Annotated in this window: 17 protein-coding genes and 1 pseudogene; 6 read left to right on the top strand and 12 right to left on the bottom strand. The window is 49.6% G+C overall.

Translation table 11 applies throughout. The features are described 5' to 3' along the window. The coding region (locus F566_RS0102260; RefSeq protein ID WP_020405354.1) for a transposase at positions 1-190 on the bottom strand (190 nt) is incomplete at its 3' end. Between the two features lie 315 nt (positions 191-505). Here F566_RS0102260 and F566_RS0102255 point away from each other — a divergent pair. Continuing rightward, positions 506-1168: an SDR family oxidoreductase gene (locus F566_RS0102255; protein WP_020405353.1), complete on the top strand. Its 663-nt coding sequence runs from the start codon at positions 506-508 to the stop codon at positions 1166-1168. Between the two features lie 43 nt (positions 1169-1211). Here the strand turns inward: F566_RS0102255 and F566_RS0102250 are convergent, their stop codons facing one another. Then, on the bottom strand, positions 1212-1871 hold the full coding sequence (locus tag F566_RS0102250) for a spondin domain-containing protein (protein WP_020405352.1): 660 nt from the start codon (positions 1869-1871) through the stop codon (positions 1212-1214). Between the two features lie 268 nt (positions 1872-2139). Here F566_RS0102250 and F566_RS35125 point away from each other — a divergent pair, with 268 nt between their 5' ends. From F566_RS35125 to F566_RS0102235, 3 genes are read left to right on the top strand one after another with little or no spacing between them, the layout of a single operon-like run. Beyond that, on the top strand, positions 2140-3234 hold the full coding sequence (locus tag F566_RS35125) for a DUF2157 domain-containing protein (RefSeq protein WP_020405351.1): 1095 nt from the start codon (positions 2140-2142) through the stop codon (positions 3232-3234). After that, positions 3231-4331 carry a DUF4401 domain-containing protein gene (locus tag F566_RS0102240; RefSeq protein ID WP_020405350.1) on the top strand — a complete coding sequence of 367 codons (1101 nt, stop codon included), beginning with the start codon at positions 3231-3233 and terminating at the stop codon, positions 4329-4331. The genes F566_RS35125 and F566_RS0102240 overlap by 4 nt, the downstream gene beginning before the upstream one ends. 20 nt (positions 4332-4351) lie before the next feature. Next, complete coding sequence (locus F566_RS0102235; RefSeq protein WP_157496578.1) at positions 4352-4855, top strand: GDYXXLXY domain-containing protein; 504 nt, start codon at positions 4352-4354, stop codon at positions 4853-4855. A gap of 77 nt (positions 4856-4932) precedes the next feature. Here the strand turns inward: F566_RS0102235 and F566_RS31645 are convergent, their stop codons facing one another. The 9 genes from F566_RS31645 to F566_RS0102190 form a co-directional block, all read right to left on the bottom strand. Beyond that, positions 4933-5715, bottom strand: coding sequence for a BPSS1780 family membrane protein (locus tag F566_RS31645; RefSeq protein WP_020405348.1), 783 nt, complete (start codon positions 5713-5715; stop codon positions 4933-4935). A gap of 264 nt (positions 5716-5979) precedes the next feature. Next, positions 5980-7344 carry a DUF58 domain-containing protein gene (locus tag F566_RS0102225; protein ID WP_020405347.1) on the bottom strand — a complete coding sequence of 455 codons (1365 nt, stop codon included), beginning with the start codon at positions 7342-7344 and terminating at the stop codon, positions 5980-5982. Positions 7345-7355: 11 nt separating this feature from the next. Continuing rightward, positions 7356-8336 (bottom strand): AAA family ATPase, encoded by a 981-nt coding sequence (locus tag F566_RS0102220; RefSeq protein ID WP_020405346.1) that lies wholly within the window; start codon positions 8334-8336, stop codon positions 7356-7358. Beyond that, positions 8333-9556 (bottom strand): DUF4350 domain-containing protein, encoded by a 1224-nt coding sequence (locus F566_RS0102215; RefSeq protein ID WP_020405345.1) that lies wholly within the window; start codon positions 9554-9556, stop codon positions 8333-8335. Before F566_RS0102215 ends, F566_RS0102220 begins: the two co-directional genes overlap by 4 nt. Then, positions 9546-11108, bottom strand: coding sequence for a DUF4129 domain-containing protein (locus F566_RS0102210; RefSeq protein ID WP_020405344.1), 1563 nt, complete (start codon positions 11106-11108; stop codon positions 9546-9548). The genes F566_RS0102215 and F566_RS0102210 overlap by 11 nt, the downstream gene beginning before the upstream one ends. After that, positions 11095-12060, bottom strand: a complete 966-nt coding sequence (locus F566_RS0102205) for a stage II sporulation protein M (RefSeq protein ID WP_020405343.1) — start codon at positions 12058-12060, stop codon at positions 11095-11097. The genes F566_RS0102210 and F566_RS0102205 overlap by 14 nt, the downstream gene beginning before the upstream one ends. Then, a complete protein-coding gene (locus F566_RS31640) occupies positions 12060-12833 on the bottom strand; it encodes an RDD family protein (protein WP_020405342.1) in 774 nt (257 codons plus the stop codon). Before F566_RS31640 ends, F566_RS0102205 begins: the two co-directional genes overlap by 1 nt. A 249-nt stretch (positions 12834-13082) precedes the next feature. Further along, entirely contained in the window at positions 13083-13664 is a 582-nt protein-coding gene (locus F566_RS0102195; RefSeq protein ID WP_020405341.1) for a gamma-glutamylcyclotransferase, read from the bottom strand. 11 nt (positions 13665-13675) lie between these two features. Next, entirely contained in the window at positions 13676-14113 is a 438-nt protein-coding gene (locus F566_RS0102190) for a GNAT family N-acetyltransferase (protein ID WP_020405340.1), read from the bottom strand. 369 nt (positions 14114-14482) lie between these two features. Between F566_RS0102190 and F566_RS0102185 the strand changes: the two genes are divergently transcribed. Both F566_RS0102185 and F566_RS0102180 read left to right on the top strand, forming a co-directional pair. Beyond that, entirely contained in the window at positions 14483-15850 is a 1368-nt protein-coding gene (locus F566_RS0102185; protein WP_033415677.1) for a carbohydrate porin, read from the top strand. A gap of 305 nt (positions 15851-16155) precedes the next feature. Further along, positions 16156-17199, top strand: a complete 1044-nt coding sequence (locus tag F566_RS0102180) for a LacI family DNA-binding transcriptional regulator (protein ID WP_020405338.1) — start codon at positions 16156-16158, stop codon at positions 17197-17199. A 35-nt stretch (positions 17200-17234) separates the two neighbouring features. Here F566_RS0102180 and F566_RS36115 read toward each other — a convergent pair. Next, positions 17235-17469: pseudogene (locus F566_RS36115) on the bottom strand (IS4 family transposase); the annotation flags it as partial.

Here is a 17469-nt window from a genome sequence, read left to right as displayed (position 1 = left end):
AGTGGACACGAAGCATGGTGGATAACGGATACGGAGGGCGGCCGTTCTCGCCCTTGGGGTAATAGCGGGCGATCTTCTTTTCCATGCGTTTCCATGGGATCAGCTTATCCATTCGCTCCAGAAAGATTTCCCGGCGGGTCTTACGCTTCTTATTCTGGTATTCAGCTTCGGAGAAAGTCATCTGATCCATGGATAGTATTCCTGATGAGTGAAGTTGGCCGTATTATGACTGATTTGGGGAGTTATTCAGAGCCTCCCTAACTAGTGAGAACAGGCGTAGAAAAAGTTATTCTTCCCTGGGCCTGTTGACGCTTCAGACGACATCTATGCTCTAGTCTCAATTTGTTCTCTGCAAAGCAGAGCTGTTTGGTCAGAGTGAGTGTAGCCTGAGAGAACGCGATGTAGTCATTCTACCTAAGCGATCGACTTGTTTTCAGGTTCTACATGAGCATCATCTGAAACGTCAACAGACCCTAATTATTTGGAACCTTAAAGGAGGAACACTATGGCACACGTTGTTATTACCGGCGCCAACCGCGGAATAGGCCTTGAATTCGCCCGACAGTTTATTGCCAGAGGGGATCAGGTCACCGCATTATGCCGGCAAGCCTCCCCCGCACTGAAGGAGCTGAACGTCAAAATAATTGAAGGTGTCGATGTCGGCCACGATGATTGTATCGCCAGTATCCGCCATGCGCTTGAGGACCAATCTGTAGATATTCTCGTCAACAATGCGGGGGTTTTGCATCATGAATCACTGGAGAACCCAGACTGGAATCACATGAGGCAACAATTTGAAATTAACACGCTTGGCCCTCTGCGAGTCACCAGCGCTTTGCTTCCCAATCTCCATAGTGGCGCTAAGGTTGCCTTAATCACGAGTCGTATGGGCTCCGTTGAAGACAATACTTCAGGCGGATACTACGGCTACCGCACATCAAAGGCCGGGCTCAATGCCATCGGCAAGTCCATGGCCATCGACCTGCGTACAAAAGGCGTAGTGGTAGCACTGCTACATCCGGGTTATGTTGCAACGGAAATGACAGGACTGTCAGGAGACATTACTCCTGATGTCTCTGCCGGGCGTCTGATTCAGCGCATTGACGAAATGACGCTCGACAACAGCGGCGATTTCCGCCACTCCAACGGGGATAAATTGCCCTGGTAATCAGGGCAGTTTATGAGACTGGGTGGCCAGAATACCATGGCACTCAGTGAGTGCGGGTGATCGTCACTTTTGCGACAGCATCACGCCAATCGTAAGCGGCTGGTGACAGATCACCCTCCCCATGTATTCCCGGACTGATATAGACATAACCCTCTCCGCCAACACCGGGCGAGGCTCCCTCACCACCACAGGTCGGACCGGGGATATTGACACAGAGTTCATCATCCGGCTCTGACCCGGCATCATAGCCACGGGCAAAATAGGTGCTGGACTGAAACCATGGCAACGGCACAGAATTGAGAGCAACAAATGAATCGTTGGTGGGAAGCAACATACCCGCAAAACTCAGATACCGAAAACGACGACTGGACTCAATTTCAAACTCAACACTCTGACCTGGCCCCAACAAACCGGAAGTCACCGCAGTTGAATGGACTTGATGTGGTAATGAATCCAGCACAGCATTCAGCGGCCCAGTATCCCCTCCCTCAGCCAGTAACGACAATTCTTCGCTGGCAGGCTCTCCCAGTTCAAAGTACTGTACAGAACTCTTGTGAGTGGCTGCCAGAATCGGTGTAAAGCTGATCCCCTTGGTGATATTGGTAACGACGACTTTATAGGTTTGGGTATGGCCATAACCACCAGCAGATACAGCAGATGAAGCCACCAACAAGGCTGTTGCAGCAATTGACACGAATTTCATCGGACTCTCCTTAAAGGCTTTTATTTAAATTGATACTGCTTTGAAGAGCCTATGAGATTTACTCCGAGAAATTATCACAGAAGTATCACTTTTTTATCACAATCTGTTTTTTCAACATCCGCCTTGAGAATATAGAAGTCTGATATCCGGGTTAATAGTGTATGAATAGGCGTAATGGATTATCCTCCTAATAACGCCCTTCTTATGCGGAAGCGGCGCGCCCGGGAACGCCAGTCACTACCTGATTTATTACGAGGACTGACCAATATTGGAAACTGCAGATAATCAAACGAGGCCCCCATCGGCCCCTCTATCCAATTTCGCCATTACACGGGAGAGGGTACTTCAACTGGCAAAAGCTCTGGGATGGGAGGCAATTGAGACCGAAACAGCCCTGATCGCAGCCGGTTTGAAACCGGAAGCGACTCGCTGGCAACTAAGCTGCTCCAGATTTCTCTTAGTCATAGGTTGTGCATTAATTCTGGCGGGAATTACCAGCTTCTTCGCTTTTAATTGGGCGGATTTGCACCGCTTTGCCAAGTTCACATTGATTGAAGCCGGCATTATTGGCGGTATTACCGTCGCCTGGCATCGGGGAATAGATTCACTTGCGGGTAGAGCGGCTCTATTCGCCAGCGCCTTTCTAGTGGGTACATTTCTGGCGGTATTCGGTCAAACCTATCAAACCGGAGCAGACCCGTATGGCTTGTTTCTGGGATGGTCGATTCTGATTCTTCCCTGGGTGCTCATTGGAAGGCAGCCAGCTCTCTGGATGCTGTTGGCAGTATTGGTCAACCTCAGCACGATTCTATTCTGGACAGAAATTTTCCGACCTCCATTTAATGACTTCGCCAGACTGCTCGGTCCCCTGACCTGGTTGGTTTTTTGTGTTACTGATCTTTATCTGGCCATCACTCTGACGCTTTTAAATGGCGCGTTTATGGCGGTCTGGGAGTATCTGGTACAAACGGACTCCCAACAGCGACGCCAGTGGATGAAGGTACGATGGCTGCCACGAATCACTGCTACCGGCATACTAACGGTCATTACCGCCTCTGGGCTTTTGATTATCTTCGGAAACCTGGAGTTTCACCGCCCCAATCCCCATGAGGCATTTGTCCTGTTACTGTTTGCAACGGCATTAGCGAGCATTCTGTTTTATTACCAATTTAAGGTGATTGATCTTCTTATTCTTTCTGAATGCGCTCTGGCATTGATTATTCTTTTGACATCGGCAGTTGCGAGGCTCGGCCCGGCTGATGTGGATTTTGCTCTGTTTCTCTCACTATTTGTCATTATCGAAACGTCTCTGGCAGCGATTTGGCTACATAAAGTGAGCCGAAGACAGGAGCAAAAAATATGAATACGACTCCACGAACAATGCAGGATTTGTTCAGACAACTTTCCAGCCAGGGACTGCATCAGGATTTGTCCACTGAACAGGAGCGCAAGTTAGTTGAGGTTTTTGAAGCTGACACCCTTCAACCCTGGTACATCAGGGCTTTGATCGGAATTGGCGCCTGGCTATCCAGTTGGCTCTTCATGGCTTTCATTATTGGTATCAGTATCAGCCTTACCGAAAGTCTTTATTGGGTGTTGGGGGTACTATTCCTCGCAGCAGCCATTGGCACCTGTCATGTGACGCGGGTTGATTTTCTGCGGCACATGGCGTTGGCCATGAGCCTGGCGGGACAATTGCTCATTGGCTATGCAATTGCAGAAACCTCTCCCTGGGACGATATCGAGAGCAGCCTGCTCGCGCTGATCGCTTTGAACCTGATTCTGATCGTTGGGTTTCCTGACCGTATTCATCGCTTCCTTTCCATCCTGTTTATCAACAGCGCTCTGGCACCTTTGCTGTATAAGTGGGAAGCACAAGCGATGATTCCATTTATCAGCCCACTCCTCCTGGGCGCTTTTGCATTCATAAGCCTCCGCGAGACACAATGGAACAACCGTGCGATAGCGCCATTGATTCCCTCTCTCACTGCCGGGCTGGCTATTTCCGCCATGGGGTGGACTTTACTTTCGACGATCTACGTACTGCCAGAGCTGCAAGGCGATTTTGTCTTCTACCCGACGCCCTGGATTACCACGCTTGGTGCATTGATCACCCTCTGTCTGGTGCAGTGGAAATATTTGCCATTAATACCCGGCAACCTGACGCGCAATTCCATTTTAATCCTTATTGCCGGTACGGTATTACTGGCATTGACAACCTTAAATGCTCCCGGAATTATGCTTTCACTCACGGTCATCCTTATCGGCAGCCTCAACAGTCATCGGTTTCAGCAAGGAATGGGGATTGGATTCCTGTCACTTTTTCTGCTGACTTTTTTTTATGGTATTGAAACCAGTTTGTTAATGAAGTCCGCGATTCTGACATCTGCCGGTGTCCTTGTTCTTTTGGTTCGGTGGACACTCCAGAAGTCCTCCGCCAATGCGTTGCCTGGAGAGTAATAATGATGGCAGGAAAAAGAATGATGACACGAAAAAAAGTGCTATGGGCCACTTTGATAGTGTGTCTTGGCGTGGTCAATTTTCTGACCTTTCAGAAAGAAAATCTCCTGGCATCCGGCACTACCATACTGCTGGAACTGGCCCCAAGAGATCCCCGCTCATTGATACAGGGAGACTATATGAGTCTGCGTTATCGTCTGGCCCAGGAGATCTCCAGAAAGCTCGATACCAGAGAAAGCCTGGACGGTTATGTGATAGTGACTTTGGACCAAAACAATGTCGCTGAATTCAAGCGAACTTCCGTTCACATTCCTGATCTGGAACCTGAAGAGTATCTCCTGCTCTTTCGAGTCAGAGGAGGCGGGGTAAAAATTGCCACCAATGCTTATTACTTTGAGGAAGGCTCTGAGCCTGTATTCAGAAGCGCCAAATATGGAGAGTTAAAGGTAAACGATGACGGGCACTCTGTCTTGATCGGCCTGAGAGACACAGATCTTAAACGGTTGGAAGTGCCTGCCAGTTGACGGAGAAGAGTATTTAATAAGCGTTTGGAGCAAAAGCGCCCGTTTTAAAGCGGGCGCTCATGAATCTTAACTGCCCGTCAATGTTCCAAAAAGATCGCTTTATATCCGGTATACATTGAAGCCGTCAGTACAGGACCTAATACCAAGAAACCAAGAAATATTGGAATCGACGCGATTATACAGAGAATAAACGCAATGATACCGTACCAAAGGAAGGGAAGAATATTCTTCAGGCATCCCTTAAAACTCGTAGTGAAGGCCGTCCAAGGTCCCAGACCATTTAATATGACCAATGCAGGTGAAAACCAAATGGCCATCATTAGTGGAATAAATATAGCGAGCATTACCAGGAATACCAGGGCCATACCAATTCCCATTGCAGGGGCTCGAGTCGGATCTCCCATGCTGTCCATGGTCGACGCCATTTCACTTCCACCAACAATGAACATTAAGGCAAAACTGATAATCATCAGCACGACATACATTCCGAGTTGAATCAGTCCCAGCAACACCAGATTCCCCGTCTGCTCTTTGAATCCTGCAAACAGATCACCAAATGACGGGCCTCCGGAAATATCCGAGTTTCGCGCAGCCACCATAAACCCGCCCATGAAAATAGGCACGATGAGTGCGGTAAAAAAATTAACGAGGGGAATAATGGCGACTATCATTATCAGGATGCTGTACACGATGATCATCCCGATCCATACGCCGATACCGGTTTTAAATAACCCAAAGCCATCTGCAATCCAGCGCCAGCCATCGCTGACAGGGCGCTTTTGAGGTTCAGTCAGTTCTCCACTGGTGGGTGGTTCTGCAACTTCCGAAGCAGGGGCTTGGTAAAGATTGTCAGTACTCACTCATAGTCTCCTTTTAATGGCGGTAAAAAATTGAAATCAAAAACGGACACACACTCAAGTTTAGACCCTCTTCAGACAGCCGCAGGCCTTTTGCTGATAGTTGTGACAGACGACATATCCAACCCATGAAAAAGACAGGTTCAGATAATAACTATAGTCGATCGTGACGGGGGATAAGGACAATTTTTCCCGGCATGGCATTTCCAATAATGGTCATACAGAAAACCACCTTGATCTTCACGTGCCGTGCTATCTGACTACCGGTTACAAGTAACCGGCTCCCTTAATGGCATAATAACTGTTGATCACTTCAGGGGTTGAATGATCGGGAGTGCTGTCGATCAGGAATAATCCTTCGGCCCGGAGCAACTTCTGAAGCCTTTCCCGTTCCCCCAGGTAATCCACCACTCCGGCAAACCTCAAGGCACCGTCCAGGTGTTCAATTGGTTCATCCAAAGCCCGATCAAGTGCCCCTTCCCGAAGATTGGCCAACAGTACCAAGTGGCGCTTTCTCAACAATCGACATGCGGCAATGAGATCGTCTGTGTCTTCCTCACGCAGATTTGTAGTGAGCACGACCAACGATCGTTTTCGGTGTCGTAACATGAGTTCCTGGGCGGCCTGCAGATAGTCAGGGGCTGATTTATCCGGATACAGATCGTAAAACTGATTTAGTATACGATTGATATTAACGGCTCCCTTTACCGGAGCAATATGTCTGAGCTCTGAACCAAAGCTCATCATTGACACTGCATCCCCTTGTCGCAGAGCCACATGAGAAAGCATCAACAGGCAATTAAGGCAATGATCGAAATGGGTCGTATATCCTTCCTGGGTCAACATCCGGCGACCACCGTCCAGCATTAGAATCACCTGCTGGTCACGCTCGTCCTGATACTCTCTGGAAATCAGGCGATGACGTCGGGAAGTGGCCTTCCAGTCGATCTGACGCAACGAATCTCCCTGGCGATATTCCCGCAGTTGGTGGAAATCCAATCCAGAGCCGCGACGTGGTTTCCGTTTTATTCCAAGCTGGCTGGTCTGGTGATCGATAGCCAGCAATTGCAATCCCGACAAGGAGGCAAAATCCGGATAGACTTTTGCTTCTGAAACCAGTTCCGGTTGAGCGCTCAGGTCCCATAGTCCAAGCAGGGATGATACCTGTACGGAATAGTTGGTGATGGTTAACGGACCCCGACGACGAGGCTTGAGATCATAACTCAGCTCAGAGGCCTGGCCAGGATGCAAATCCAACACTGCCGGCAATTGACGATATTCACAATTCTCGGGAATCATGTCAAAGACCCTGATCCGTATAGGTCTGGTGTGACTGGAGGAAAGCTTCAGCCCGACAGTGATCCAACGTTCCAGTGACAAGTTATGAGTCAATCGACGGGAAGCCGAAAGTCTGGTAAGTCGCCAGGAAAGCAACAGGTCAGCAATGAGAGTCAGCACCAAGACAGCTCCCATCGCCAGCAACAGACTGATTGTACCGTCTGAGAAACCAGAATAGGCTTCAGGATCAGATACTTTCTGCCAGACCAGCCAGCTCTGCCAGAGAATGGCCGCGACTACCAGAAGGCCAAGTACTTTCAGCAGGCGGGATGAAGGTTGAAATCGCTGGGTCACAAATTCACCTGCTACTGACGGGGTGCCGGCGTCTGCTCCAGCACTTCCCGCAATACCTGATCGGCGGTGACTCCTTCAATTTCGCGCTCAGCAGATAAGAGAATCCGATGCCGCAGAACAGGTACAGCAAGGCTCTTAATATCATCCGGCACGACAAAGTCTCGCCCTTCCATCAGGGCACGGGCACGGGCACTTGTAATCAGGTTAATACTTCCCCTAGGTCCCGCTCCCCGCGCAATACCCGGCCACTCTCTCGTAGCACGACAGACTCTGACCGCATAATCCAAGACTTCACGATCGGCCAGAATACCCCAGCATAACTGCTGCCATGCCTTTACCGTTTCCGGATCGAACATCGCTTCCACCTGATCTAGATAATCTTTTTTAGCGAGCGAAGGGTCAGTGACCTGTTGCACCAGCAGGGTTTCATCGTCCAATTGAGGGAAATCAATCAATACCTTCATGATAAAACGATCCAGCTCCGCCTCAGGTAGTGGGTAAGTGCCTTCCTGTTCAATCGGGTTCTGAGTCGCCAGTACCATGAAAGGAGAAGGTACCGGGAAGGAATTACCGTCAATCGTCACTTGCTTCTCTTGCATGACCTCCAACAGGGCCGCCTGCGTCTTGGCTGGCGCCCGATTAATCTCGTCAGCCAACATCAGATTGGTGAAAGCAGGACCACGACGCACTTTAAAAGTCTGGCTTTCCATATGAAACATGGAATGACCGGTCACATCACTAGGCATCAGATCCGGCGTAAACTGTACCCGACTGAATTTGCCTCGAAACGTTTTGGCCAATGCCCTGACCAATAGAGTTTTACCAAGCCCGGGAACCCCTTCAACCAACACATGGCCACCGGACAGCAGAGCAATAAGCGTTTGCTCAACCACTGCCTGTTGTCCAATCAAAACAGTATTCAGGGCATCCCGCAGTCGAGCTAATTGGGAAGAAGCTTCGGATAATGTAATTTCTGAGGGGGAACCGGTCATAGTTTTTCCTTCATTATTTGCAGCAGGCGTACGGCATGGACAAATTCAGGGGCATTGCCCTGAACATCACGCCATAACGCCAGGTCAATTTCTTCTGGCTTCAAATGCAGAACTTTAGCCAGTTGCAGACAACAGTCTGCCGCGTCCATCCTGAGATACTCCGGGTAACGGTGGCGAAGAATCGATAACACCATTTCCCGGCTGTTTTGGAGCAGAGTTTCCCCTTTATCCATTCGCCAAAGGAAACGGGCACTGGCATCAATATGTTCGAGTATCTGTCGTGGCTGACTGGCCTGGTATTCGCGCACCGGACCAAATCTGCTGCCCCGCATCCATAACCAGCCGCCGAGCAGTAACAGCGCCAACAAGAGGCTTAAGTGAAAGTACTTCCAGATGATGCTACCCAGTCCGGGAAAATCCTGGTTGCGATAGAACGTTACCGGCCCCCCACCAGGTACCAGTTGCCAATATACGTAGGCATGTTCCAGACAACCGATCGCCCAGTTTTTCCACATGGCAAGGCTGACCATAAAGGTGACCAGCCCATCGCCATGCTCAAACTGTATCATCAGAGACCCATCGGCGCTTTCCGCACCGATCATGGAATACGCGAGCTCAGGGTCAGCATAAAGGACATCGGCCGTCATGAAGTGAACCCGGACATCGTTGTCCTCGTCATCCTCAAAATAGAAATTTGCCTGTTCCGGAAGAATCTTGCACAAATCGCTTTCCGACCATCCCGAAAACTGTCCGATGCTGCCAAGCGTATCCCAGACTTCTTCCTGGAGTTCACTGTCATCACGGCGCTCAACCTCAACACCGAAGTAATCAAACAACGGATCAATCACACCACTGGCATCATCAAGAAATGGGTTGTTGGCAGAGGCAATCACATGCCCCCCCCGGGAAACCCAATCCAACAATACATTCGCCCGCTCTTCAGACAATGATCCATAGGTATCAACCAGAACGATCGTGTCATCAACCGGTCGACGGGCCGCCCAATCCGAGTCGTCGAAGTCTCTCAGGTGCAGCTTGCTGTCCTGGGTAATACCCAACTTTTCCAGATACAGTTTGGCAGCATAGTAAGGGTCCTGCCTTGCCTCCGGCGTCGGCCCCAGATCGCTTTCATGTTCAACCCACTCGATCTCCTGGTAACCGAAATAAATCAGCCCCAGGAGGAGCGTCACCAACAGGGCAATGATCAGGTTACGGCGCATGCTGCCCTCCTGATTGCTGCTGTCCTGCGACTTCAAACAACCCACCCCAGTGCTGGCACAGGGCCTGAAACTCTTCTTCTGAAGGTACCCGGTGAGCATAGGCAAGGGCCTGCCAGCTCCTGGTGAGTCTGGAGAAATAGCTGAAAATATCCTCCTGATTTAAATGACGGACAGACCGAAGGCAGTCACCTTCAGTGGCACCAGGGGGAAATCTCAGGGAGAACCGGTTCACCAGTCGGGAAATTGTTGCCCTGTACAGCAAGGCCAGAGCTTCTCTCTGGCTTCCTTTTTGCCACAGTGCCTCTACAGCATCCAGGATGGAGTCCGGTAGCGAACTTTCCCGGATATCCATGTTCATGACACGGGCTGGCGCAGGCCTGGACTTAAAGGTACCGGAATGCCCAATAGCTGCCAGTAACGCATCGCGATTTCGATATATCACATAAATCACGGCGAATATAATGATCAACCAGGCCAGTGCCTGAAACACCTTCGCAAGATTCACTCCCAGCCATAACAGCCAGTCAGGAGGCGTGATGTCTTCTTGGGTCTCTTCTGAATCGCTCTCTAACCAATCCCGCCAGAACCTGGGAACCTGGGAAACTTTGGTACGCCGAAAGTCAGGCCCAGCCAGAATCTCTTGGATATCCTCCTTGGCCTGGTCTGGAGTATAGGGTGAGTCATTTTCAACAATATTGTCCTCGCCAGCTTCAGCCCAGGCGGAATCAGGGGTGACACCAGTGAAAATTCCCATTGCAAGGGATACAGCAAGCAAAACATTCACGACACCTGAAGTTTTCCGCTTGTGACCAGTCGCAGAATCCTGCTCTGGATGACATTTAGCAGCCAACTGACGGAATGCCAGCTCCAGGTCCCACCCTTCCAGGACAACCCTTCTGTTCAAATACAGCCCGAAGCCACCGGCCACATAAAAAGGTCCTATCAGTGCCATGGCAACATATCCCGTCATTGCCCATAACAGATCGGCGTCCATCAGTGTTTTCCAGCTTATGGTGAAGTTGTCCGGCAAAAGCATATAAAGGAGCCCGACCAAACCCGCCATGAATAGAGCGACCACATGAGCCCCCACAATCGTCAGCCAGAAAGCAACGGAACCAGCCTGATCCCGATGTAATACCGAAAGTCGCTGACTTCTGCTTCGGCCCTTTAACCCTTCCAGTTGCAGTACGGGAAGATCAAAGGAACGACTTGGACTCAATCGGCGCCAGGTCAAACTGGCGAAACTCTGACGCCAAAGCAATCCGGGCGTTGCCCTGAGAGCCTGTTTAAGACTTGGTGTTTCTCCAAAAACAGCCCGGCTTAGGACAAACAATTGCGGTCTTTCCCACAGCGGAAGCCACCACCACAGTATGGTGATTGCATAGCTGGCATTGTCAAAAACCATTAACCCAATCAAAAATGGTGGGAGGGTGACACATATCCACAGCTTGATAAGAAGCAGCCACCAACGGCGGGCAAACTTGAACCCAAGATCGACAGCTTCGTGGGCGCTGCGGGCACGCAGACGAAATACGATATTAGATGGATTCACGCCATCTCCCTACCCGCAGGAAATACAACAACACCAGCAGCCACATCCCTCCCCCTACAGAATATTTTATGGCTGCAGAGATACTGTGATTAGATGACCAGAAGGCTTCAATAAAGGCAGCAATCACCAACATGAGAATGGTGCCATACAGGATTGGGACCACATCCCTGGCAGCCCGTTGCAAAGCTTGAGCTCGAGTCTGCAACCCTGGGGCCAGCAAGGCAAACCCCATTTTTATTCCTGCCGCACCGGCAAAGGTAATGGCCGTTACCTCAAAAGCACTATGAGCCACCACGAAAGTCCAAAAAGGCTCGGTATAACCTATGTGGGATAAATGCCCTGCAACAGCTCCAAAATAGACACCATTGAATACCAGGAAAAAGAGGCTTCCCAAAGTAAAGGCAATACCCGTAGCAAAGGTTCGGAAAGCCACACTGATATTGTTCTGAATATAAAAACCAAACATATGGACATTGGATTCAGCGTCTCGCGCTTCTCCCAACCGTTCGGCATCAGGGTCGTACATGGCTTCAAACCGAGCCACTTCATGGGAATCCAGCAGCGAATATACCCAGTCCGGCTGCCAGAGTATCAGTGCTATCAGCACCAATGACGGGCCATACATGAGGAGACTGGCGATCGAAATAACTTTGGCATGAGCTCTTACAGCCTGGGGAAATCCAAACCGCAGGAATCCCATCAGACCAATCCAGGTCATACTGGGTCGCTTATACAGCAATTGGTGCCCACGCCAGTTCAGCTGGTTTAAATACTCGACCAGATGTGGCGAATAACCTCGATGCCGGGCAATGGCAATATGCTGGCACAGACGCCGGTAGGCCGGAACAAACTGCCTGAAATCGCAGGTCTGTTTCTTCTCCAGCAGACCCACCAATTCTGCGTACTCCTGCCAGAACGGCTGATTCATCTGCTCAAATAACGCCTGCTTCATTATAGCCTCTTATCCACATGAGCCCTGACACTACTATCCTGTTCAGTTTGCCCTTGTCCGGTTTTGCCCAGAAGATAGGCCCCGATCTGTCGTAACTGCTTCACCCTTTTTTCGTCCACAGACTCCCCTGAATCACCCGCATAGGCATTCTCCGGCAGCTTGTCCATAAGAGGCTCAAGAATACTGACCAGTTCGGCCTGACGTGGCTTGGATAGGACTTCCTGCCTGAGCGTAAACTGGATAACCGCAGCCTGCTCCGACTGTGTCAATGCTACCGGTGGCAGCATTGGTGCGGGCAATTCCTGACTGGGAAGCGCCTGCGGAGGTGTCAGTTGAACTACCAGCGTACCCGCAGCAATGTCCCCGAGCCGTTTAAACTGCCCGTTACATAACATGGAGATCAAACCAGTGGCATAGAAGAACGGCAGAAAGTCCGCGGTTCTTAAGAGGTTTCTTAATAGAGAAGAAGAGAGTGTAACCGGTGTTCCGTCATCGTGAACCACCTTCAGGTTCAACCATTTTTTCCCTGGTGTCGCACCTTTGGTGACTTCAAAAACCACCGGATACAGCCACTCGAGGAAAAAATAGCATACGAGGATCAGTCCGCTTCCCAGACCACCCAACAGGCCCAGGAAAAAGCTTAGCGCGATCATCACCACCCCGCGAATCAGCAGATCCGCCAGGTAAGCCAGAATTCGGGCTACCGGACCACTGGGAACAAGATCAAAGTCAATGCCTTCCGGCGTTTCAATGGCAACTGCGGTATCCAGCATCCTGCTTAAACTTCTGAGAAATAGAGAAAATTTTGTCGGGCTATTGTAACCACCCGGAGAATAAAACGCCAAACTATCACAAAAGTCCGAATGTCCAAAACTTTCTGAGTGCTGACATGGTGCGGTTTACTTATTGTCGCTTTCCAATTTATCGAGAATATTCAACCGCAATCAATAAGCGCCTGCGGCTGCGTTTTCAAGAATTTAAGTGCAAGGATAGCAGGAGATTTCAAAGTAGGTTGATGTTTTTCAGGAATGTCCCAATATCGGCTCCATCCTCATCAACTGATCTTCAATGGCAAATACATGTGAATCCTCAATCTGCAACTCTCTCAACGATTCGGCCAGATGCAGCAGGTAATCCATATTGGATCCGCTGGGCCCGTGTGACTGAGCAATCTGTCGGGCAATATCCTCAGTCGAGGCCGGCCCCAGAAAGGCCCCATTATCCTCGGTTGCGATATATACCAGGCCATCAGTACTTTCATCATTGTTAAAAGTTATCCGGGTTTGTAGCCGAAGATAGCCATTTTTTTCGCGATAATCCAAGTGCTCGAATACATCAGCAGAAATCAGGTAGGCCATACCACCACACACAGCTCCAGCCTCTTCAATCAAAGTCGCGACCCGACCGGGTGCGTCTGGCGTCCCACGGTGGTCATGGGAGCCCTGCCAGAATCTGCGCGTCCATCCCTCGATACTGGCGGAGCGTCTTTCCAGATAGGTAAAATCCGCCTTGTAAATCAGTGAGCCGTACCCGAAAAGCCACACTTGGTCGTCCGGATTTAGTTGATGCCGTTGCTGGTTGATGGCAATCGTATTCGTCGACACGTGAATCACCTCTATATATTTTCGTTACTTCCCACGTTAAAGGAAAACATACGAATTTCATCCCTGGCAATCCACCCCAGCCCCTCATAGAACTTCTGAGCCTCCTTATTGACCGCATGAACAAACAAGTGTGTCTTTTCAATCCCCTGCGCTTTCAGTCCCTCTAGTGCCGCTGCCACCAGTTGCCGACCCACACCCAGCCCACGATAATGAGAGGCTACGGCCAGATGCTGTAGGTATCCACGCCGCCCATCTGTTCCCACTAGGACACCTCCAACAATACTCTCCTCAAATAGAGCTACGAAACTCAATCCCGGGTTGCGCGCCAAATAACGAGCAATAGCGTCTTTCGAATCAGAATCCCGCAGGGTCAATCCCTCCGATTCATTCCAAAGAGCTATCACGGCGGAGTAATCCCCAATATTCATTGATCTGATTTCATATTTCATACTGCTATCGCCAACTCCGATATTTAAGCTGATTAAACATAGGCACTTCATCATACCCGTTCAGAAAAATGTCGAAATCCCATCTATTCAGCCTGAATATCAAGATCTTATTTTCTAAATATTTAGCATATAACTAAATCATTTAAGATCTTCAGATCACCAAACAATCAATAAATTTATTTCATTAATTATCAATAGATTATAAAACTTAAAGGCAAGCAAGCACGGCTCTCCCTTCAGCCATTCACGACAATACCCCAAAAGAACTATTGATTTAACTAAATCGTTTTAGTTAAATTTCATCACGTCTTCCCCGCGGGGACGCACAACGTCCAAATAAAGAACCACACAATAAATCTAATAGGTACGATGATGAAAAAAACTCTACTAGCGCTGAGTATCCCTCTCATTTCATCCATGGCTTACCAAGCCTCCGCAGACGAACTCAAAGATATCAAAGCACAGATTTCTGAGCTTGAAGAACGTCTGGAAAAAGCAGAACAGCAGTCCTCCGAAGCCAAATCAACTGCGGACTCCTTCGAATTCCACGGCTATGCCCGCTCTGGACTGCTATTTGATGAAAAACAACATGGCGCTGTCGGCACCGGCCCCTATATGACCCCCGCCGGCCGCTACAATGGCCCAGTTGGCCGTCTTGGTCTGGAGGATGACACTTATGTTGAAATTATCCTCTCCAAGAACATTACCCATGATGACGGTAGCAAAGCTCGCTATACAGTCATGGTTGCTGATGGCGTGGAAACCAAAAACGAGTGGACCGCTGATGACAGCAGTATCAACGTTCGCCAGGTTTATGCTGAACTATCAAACCTGAGCAGCTTCAGTGGCGCATTCCGGGACGCCACTCTGTGGGCCGGAAAGCGGTTTGACAGAAATAACTACGACATCCACTTTTTTGATTCCGATATTATTTTCCTGTCAGGCACCGGCGCCGGTATCTATGATGTGAAACCGACTGACAGCTGGACGACCAATATTTCTTTGTATGGGCGTGACTTTGATGATGTCGAGTCCACCAATACAGATATCGAAAACTACATTCTGAACGTCAACAATTACTTCGGTGATCACTGGCAATTCATGTTCAGCGCCATGACTTCGCCGGATCATGATGAAACCGGCAGTGATCTGGCAACCCAAGGAATTCATACCCTACTGGCCTACCACATGGATCTCGACAGCGGATTCGCGAAAGCCGGTGTGATCTATGGAAGCGGTTTGGGTGGCGAACCCAAAGCCATCGGCGCCAAAGGTGATGTTACGGAAGATGCCAGCACCGTCAGAGCCTTTGCCTACATGGTGACAGATTTAAGCCAGGACTGGCGAATTGCCCCCGCTCTGTTCGTAGAAAACAGCGACGATCGATACGCCAAAGGAGATGAGGCAACCTGGGCATCATTCAACGTGCGCCTGGCCAATGAACTGACCCAGAACTTTGAGATGGTCTATGAGTCCACTTATCAGTACATGGATTTAAAAGAAGGCTCTGAAGAGGCTTCTGGAGGCTTCTACAAAGTTACCATCGCACCCACTTTTAAGCTGAATACTGACGGAGGATTCTTTAACCGTCCGGAAATTCGCTTTACCGCAAGCTACATCGACTGGGACGACGATCTCAACGGGTTTGGCGATACTCTGGAAGAAGACACCTTCGCCAACACGCCCTATGATGGCGGCACCTGGCTGTTTGGTGCACAAATGGAAATCTGGTTCTGATCCCGAACCTTAATCAATAACGCTCTTCCTGGATAAAAGCCTTGGCGGGATATCAATCTCCGGATATCTCGCCCCTTTTATGGTGATCATGCCCCGCAACACCTCACACTTCTCTGGCGAGGCTGGAGGCAATACATGGAATTATGCAGAGTGTTTCAACAACTTTCTGAGTCTACGGTTTGTCATCCAGCTGTAAAACCGGAGACACATACAGTATCTTTAGCGCCAGCAAATGACCATTCACACCGGTCACTCACCTGAATCTGTATTATCAATGATAATAATTTCAAACCAAGTACCGGCACATGACTAAGCCTAGAAACCGAAAAATCAGCCAAAAGGAAATTGCCAGGATACTGGGAGTCTCCCCTGCCACTATATCCAACGCCTTCAATCAGCCCCATCAATTATCGGCCAACCTGAGAGAGCATATTCTCAGTGAGTGCAAACGGCTCGGATACCATGGCCCCAATGCTGCGGCCAGCATGCTCCGCAAAGGAAAAACCGGCAACATCTGTGTGGTGTTGAGTGATTCTCTCAGCTACAGCTTTTCCGACCCTGTTGCTAATTTGTTTCTGGAAGGTGTTGCCGACATTCTGGCGAAAAACAGCCTGAATCTGCTACTGATTCCCGGCAACGATGCCGATAGTCCTCAAACCAATATGGAAGGGTTTGCAGACGGTTTCATTTTCTATGGCGCGCCGCGGGACCCTGAAATTTTCAATCGGATAGCAGCTCTGGACAAGCCAATTATCACCGTGGATTTCGACCACGAACCCTATGGATCGGTTAACGTCGACAACTACGAAGGAGCATACCAGCTGACCCGCTCTATTATTGGACAGGATACAGACATAGCGGTTCTGGGTTTACGTCTGATAGAGACTGATCGAGTCTGCCGTATAACACCTGAGGAGCTGCTGAGTGAATCCGAATCCATCAGTCGGCGTCGCTTACAAGGGTATATCCAGGCCGCCAGAGATCTTGATCGAGAGATACCGGTAGATCGTATTTGGACCATTCCATTCAACTTTCCTCAATATGCCGAAATGGCCGTGAAAGAAGTTCTGGCTTATCATCCCCGTCCGAAATTATTGCTCTGCATGAGTGACCTGATCGCCCTGACAGCCGTCAGAGTGGCCTTGCGAGCGGGACTGAAAATCCCGGAGGATATTCGTATTGCGGGTTTTGACGGTATTACTGAGGCCGAGACCTATCATCCCTCGGTGACGACGGTATACCAGCATTGCCTGGAAAAAGGCCACATTGCCGCCCAGCGTTTAATCGACGGAAATCTGCAGGACAAATCGACACTGGAAACTCGGGTCATTCTAAGAGAAACCACTTAATACAAAAAAGCCCCGGCATCTACCGGCAATGCTGTTCACTTAAGAGGAGCAGCATTGCGATCTACTGGATATCGGGTCTTTGATATCTTAACCGTCCGAGGTGTCGTAGGCCTCGGACGCCTCTCCAAAAACAGACTACTAATTCCCGATCTTAACTCTGACAAGCGCCGACCTGTTCCAGATATCGGATTGGAAGCCGCCATCACAATTAACTGAACAGCAATATAATCACACACTGGTTTGAAGCGAATGTCAGACGGGGCTCGATCA

The sequence above is a fragment of the Hahella ganghwensis DSM 17046 genome, from assembly GCF_000376785.1.
Lineage (GTDB): Bacteria > Pseudomonadota > Gammaproteobacteria > Pseudomonadales > Oleiphilaceae > Hahella > Hahella ganghwensis.
This window is presented reverse-complemented; position numbering and strand designations above follow the sequence as displayed.

What these genes read in the sequence shown, in the direction of transcription:
- F566_RS0102250 (WP_020405352.1), bottom strand. Translation starts at nt 1,871, where the DNA reads ATGAAATTCGTGTCAATTGCTGCAACAGCCTTGTTGGTGGCTTCATCT.
- F566_RS0102255 (WP_020405353.1), top strand. Translation starts at nt 506, where the DNA reads ATGGCACACGTTGTTATTACCGGCGCCAACCGCGGAATAGGCCTTGAA.
- F566_RS31640 (WP_020405342.1), bottom strand. Translation starts at nt 12,833, where the DNA reads ATGCTGGATACCGCAGTTGCCATTGAAACGCCGGAAGGCATTGACTTT.
- F566_RS0102185 (WP_033415677.1), top strand. Translation starts at nt 14,483, where the DNA reads ATGATGAAAAAAACTCTACTAGCGCTGAGTATCCCTCTCATTTCATCC.
- F566_RS0102205 (WP_020405343.1), bottom strand. Translation starts at nt 12,060, where the DNA reads ATGAAGCAGGCGTTATTTGAGCAGATGAATCAGCCGTTCTGGCAGGAG.
- F566_RS0102180 (WP_020405338.1), top strand. Translation starts at nt 16,156, where the DNA reads ATGACTAAGCCTAGAAACCGAAAAATCAGCCAAAAGGAAATTGCCAGG.
- F566_RS0102220 (WP_020405346.1), bottom strand. Translation starts at nt 8,336, where the DNA reads ATGACCGGTTCCCCCTCAGAAATTACATTATCCGAAGCTTCTTCCCAA.
- F566_RS0102215 (WP_020405345.1), bottom strand. Translation starts at nt 9,556, where the DNA reads ATGCGCCGTAACCTGATCATTGCCCTGTTGGTGACGCTCCTCCTGGGG.
- F566_RS0102240 (WP_020405350.1), top strand. Translation starts at nt 3,231, where the DNA reads ATGAATACGACTCCACGAACAATGCAGGATTTGTTCAGACAACTTTCC.
- F566_RS0102235 (WP_157496578.1), top strand. Translation starts at nt 4,352, where the DNA reads ATGATGACACGAAAAAAAGTGCTATGGGCCACTTTGATAGTGTGTCTT.
- F566_RS0102190 (WP_020405340.1), bottom strand. Translation starts at nt 14,113, where the DNA reads ATGAAATATGAAATCAGATCAATGAATATTGGGGATTACTCCGCCGTG.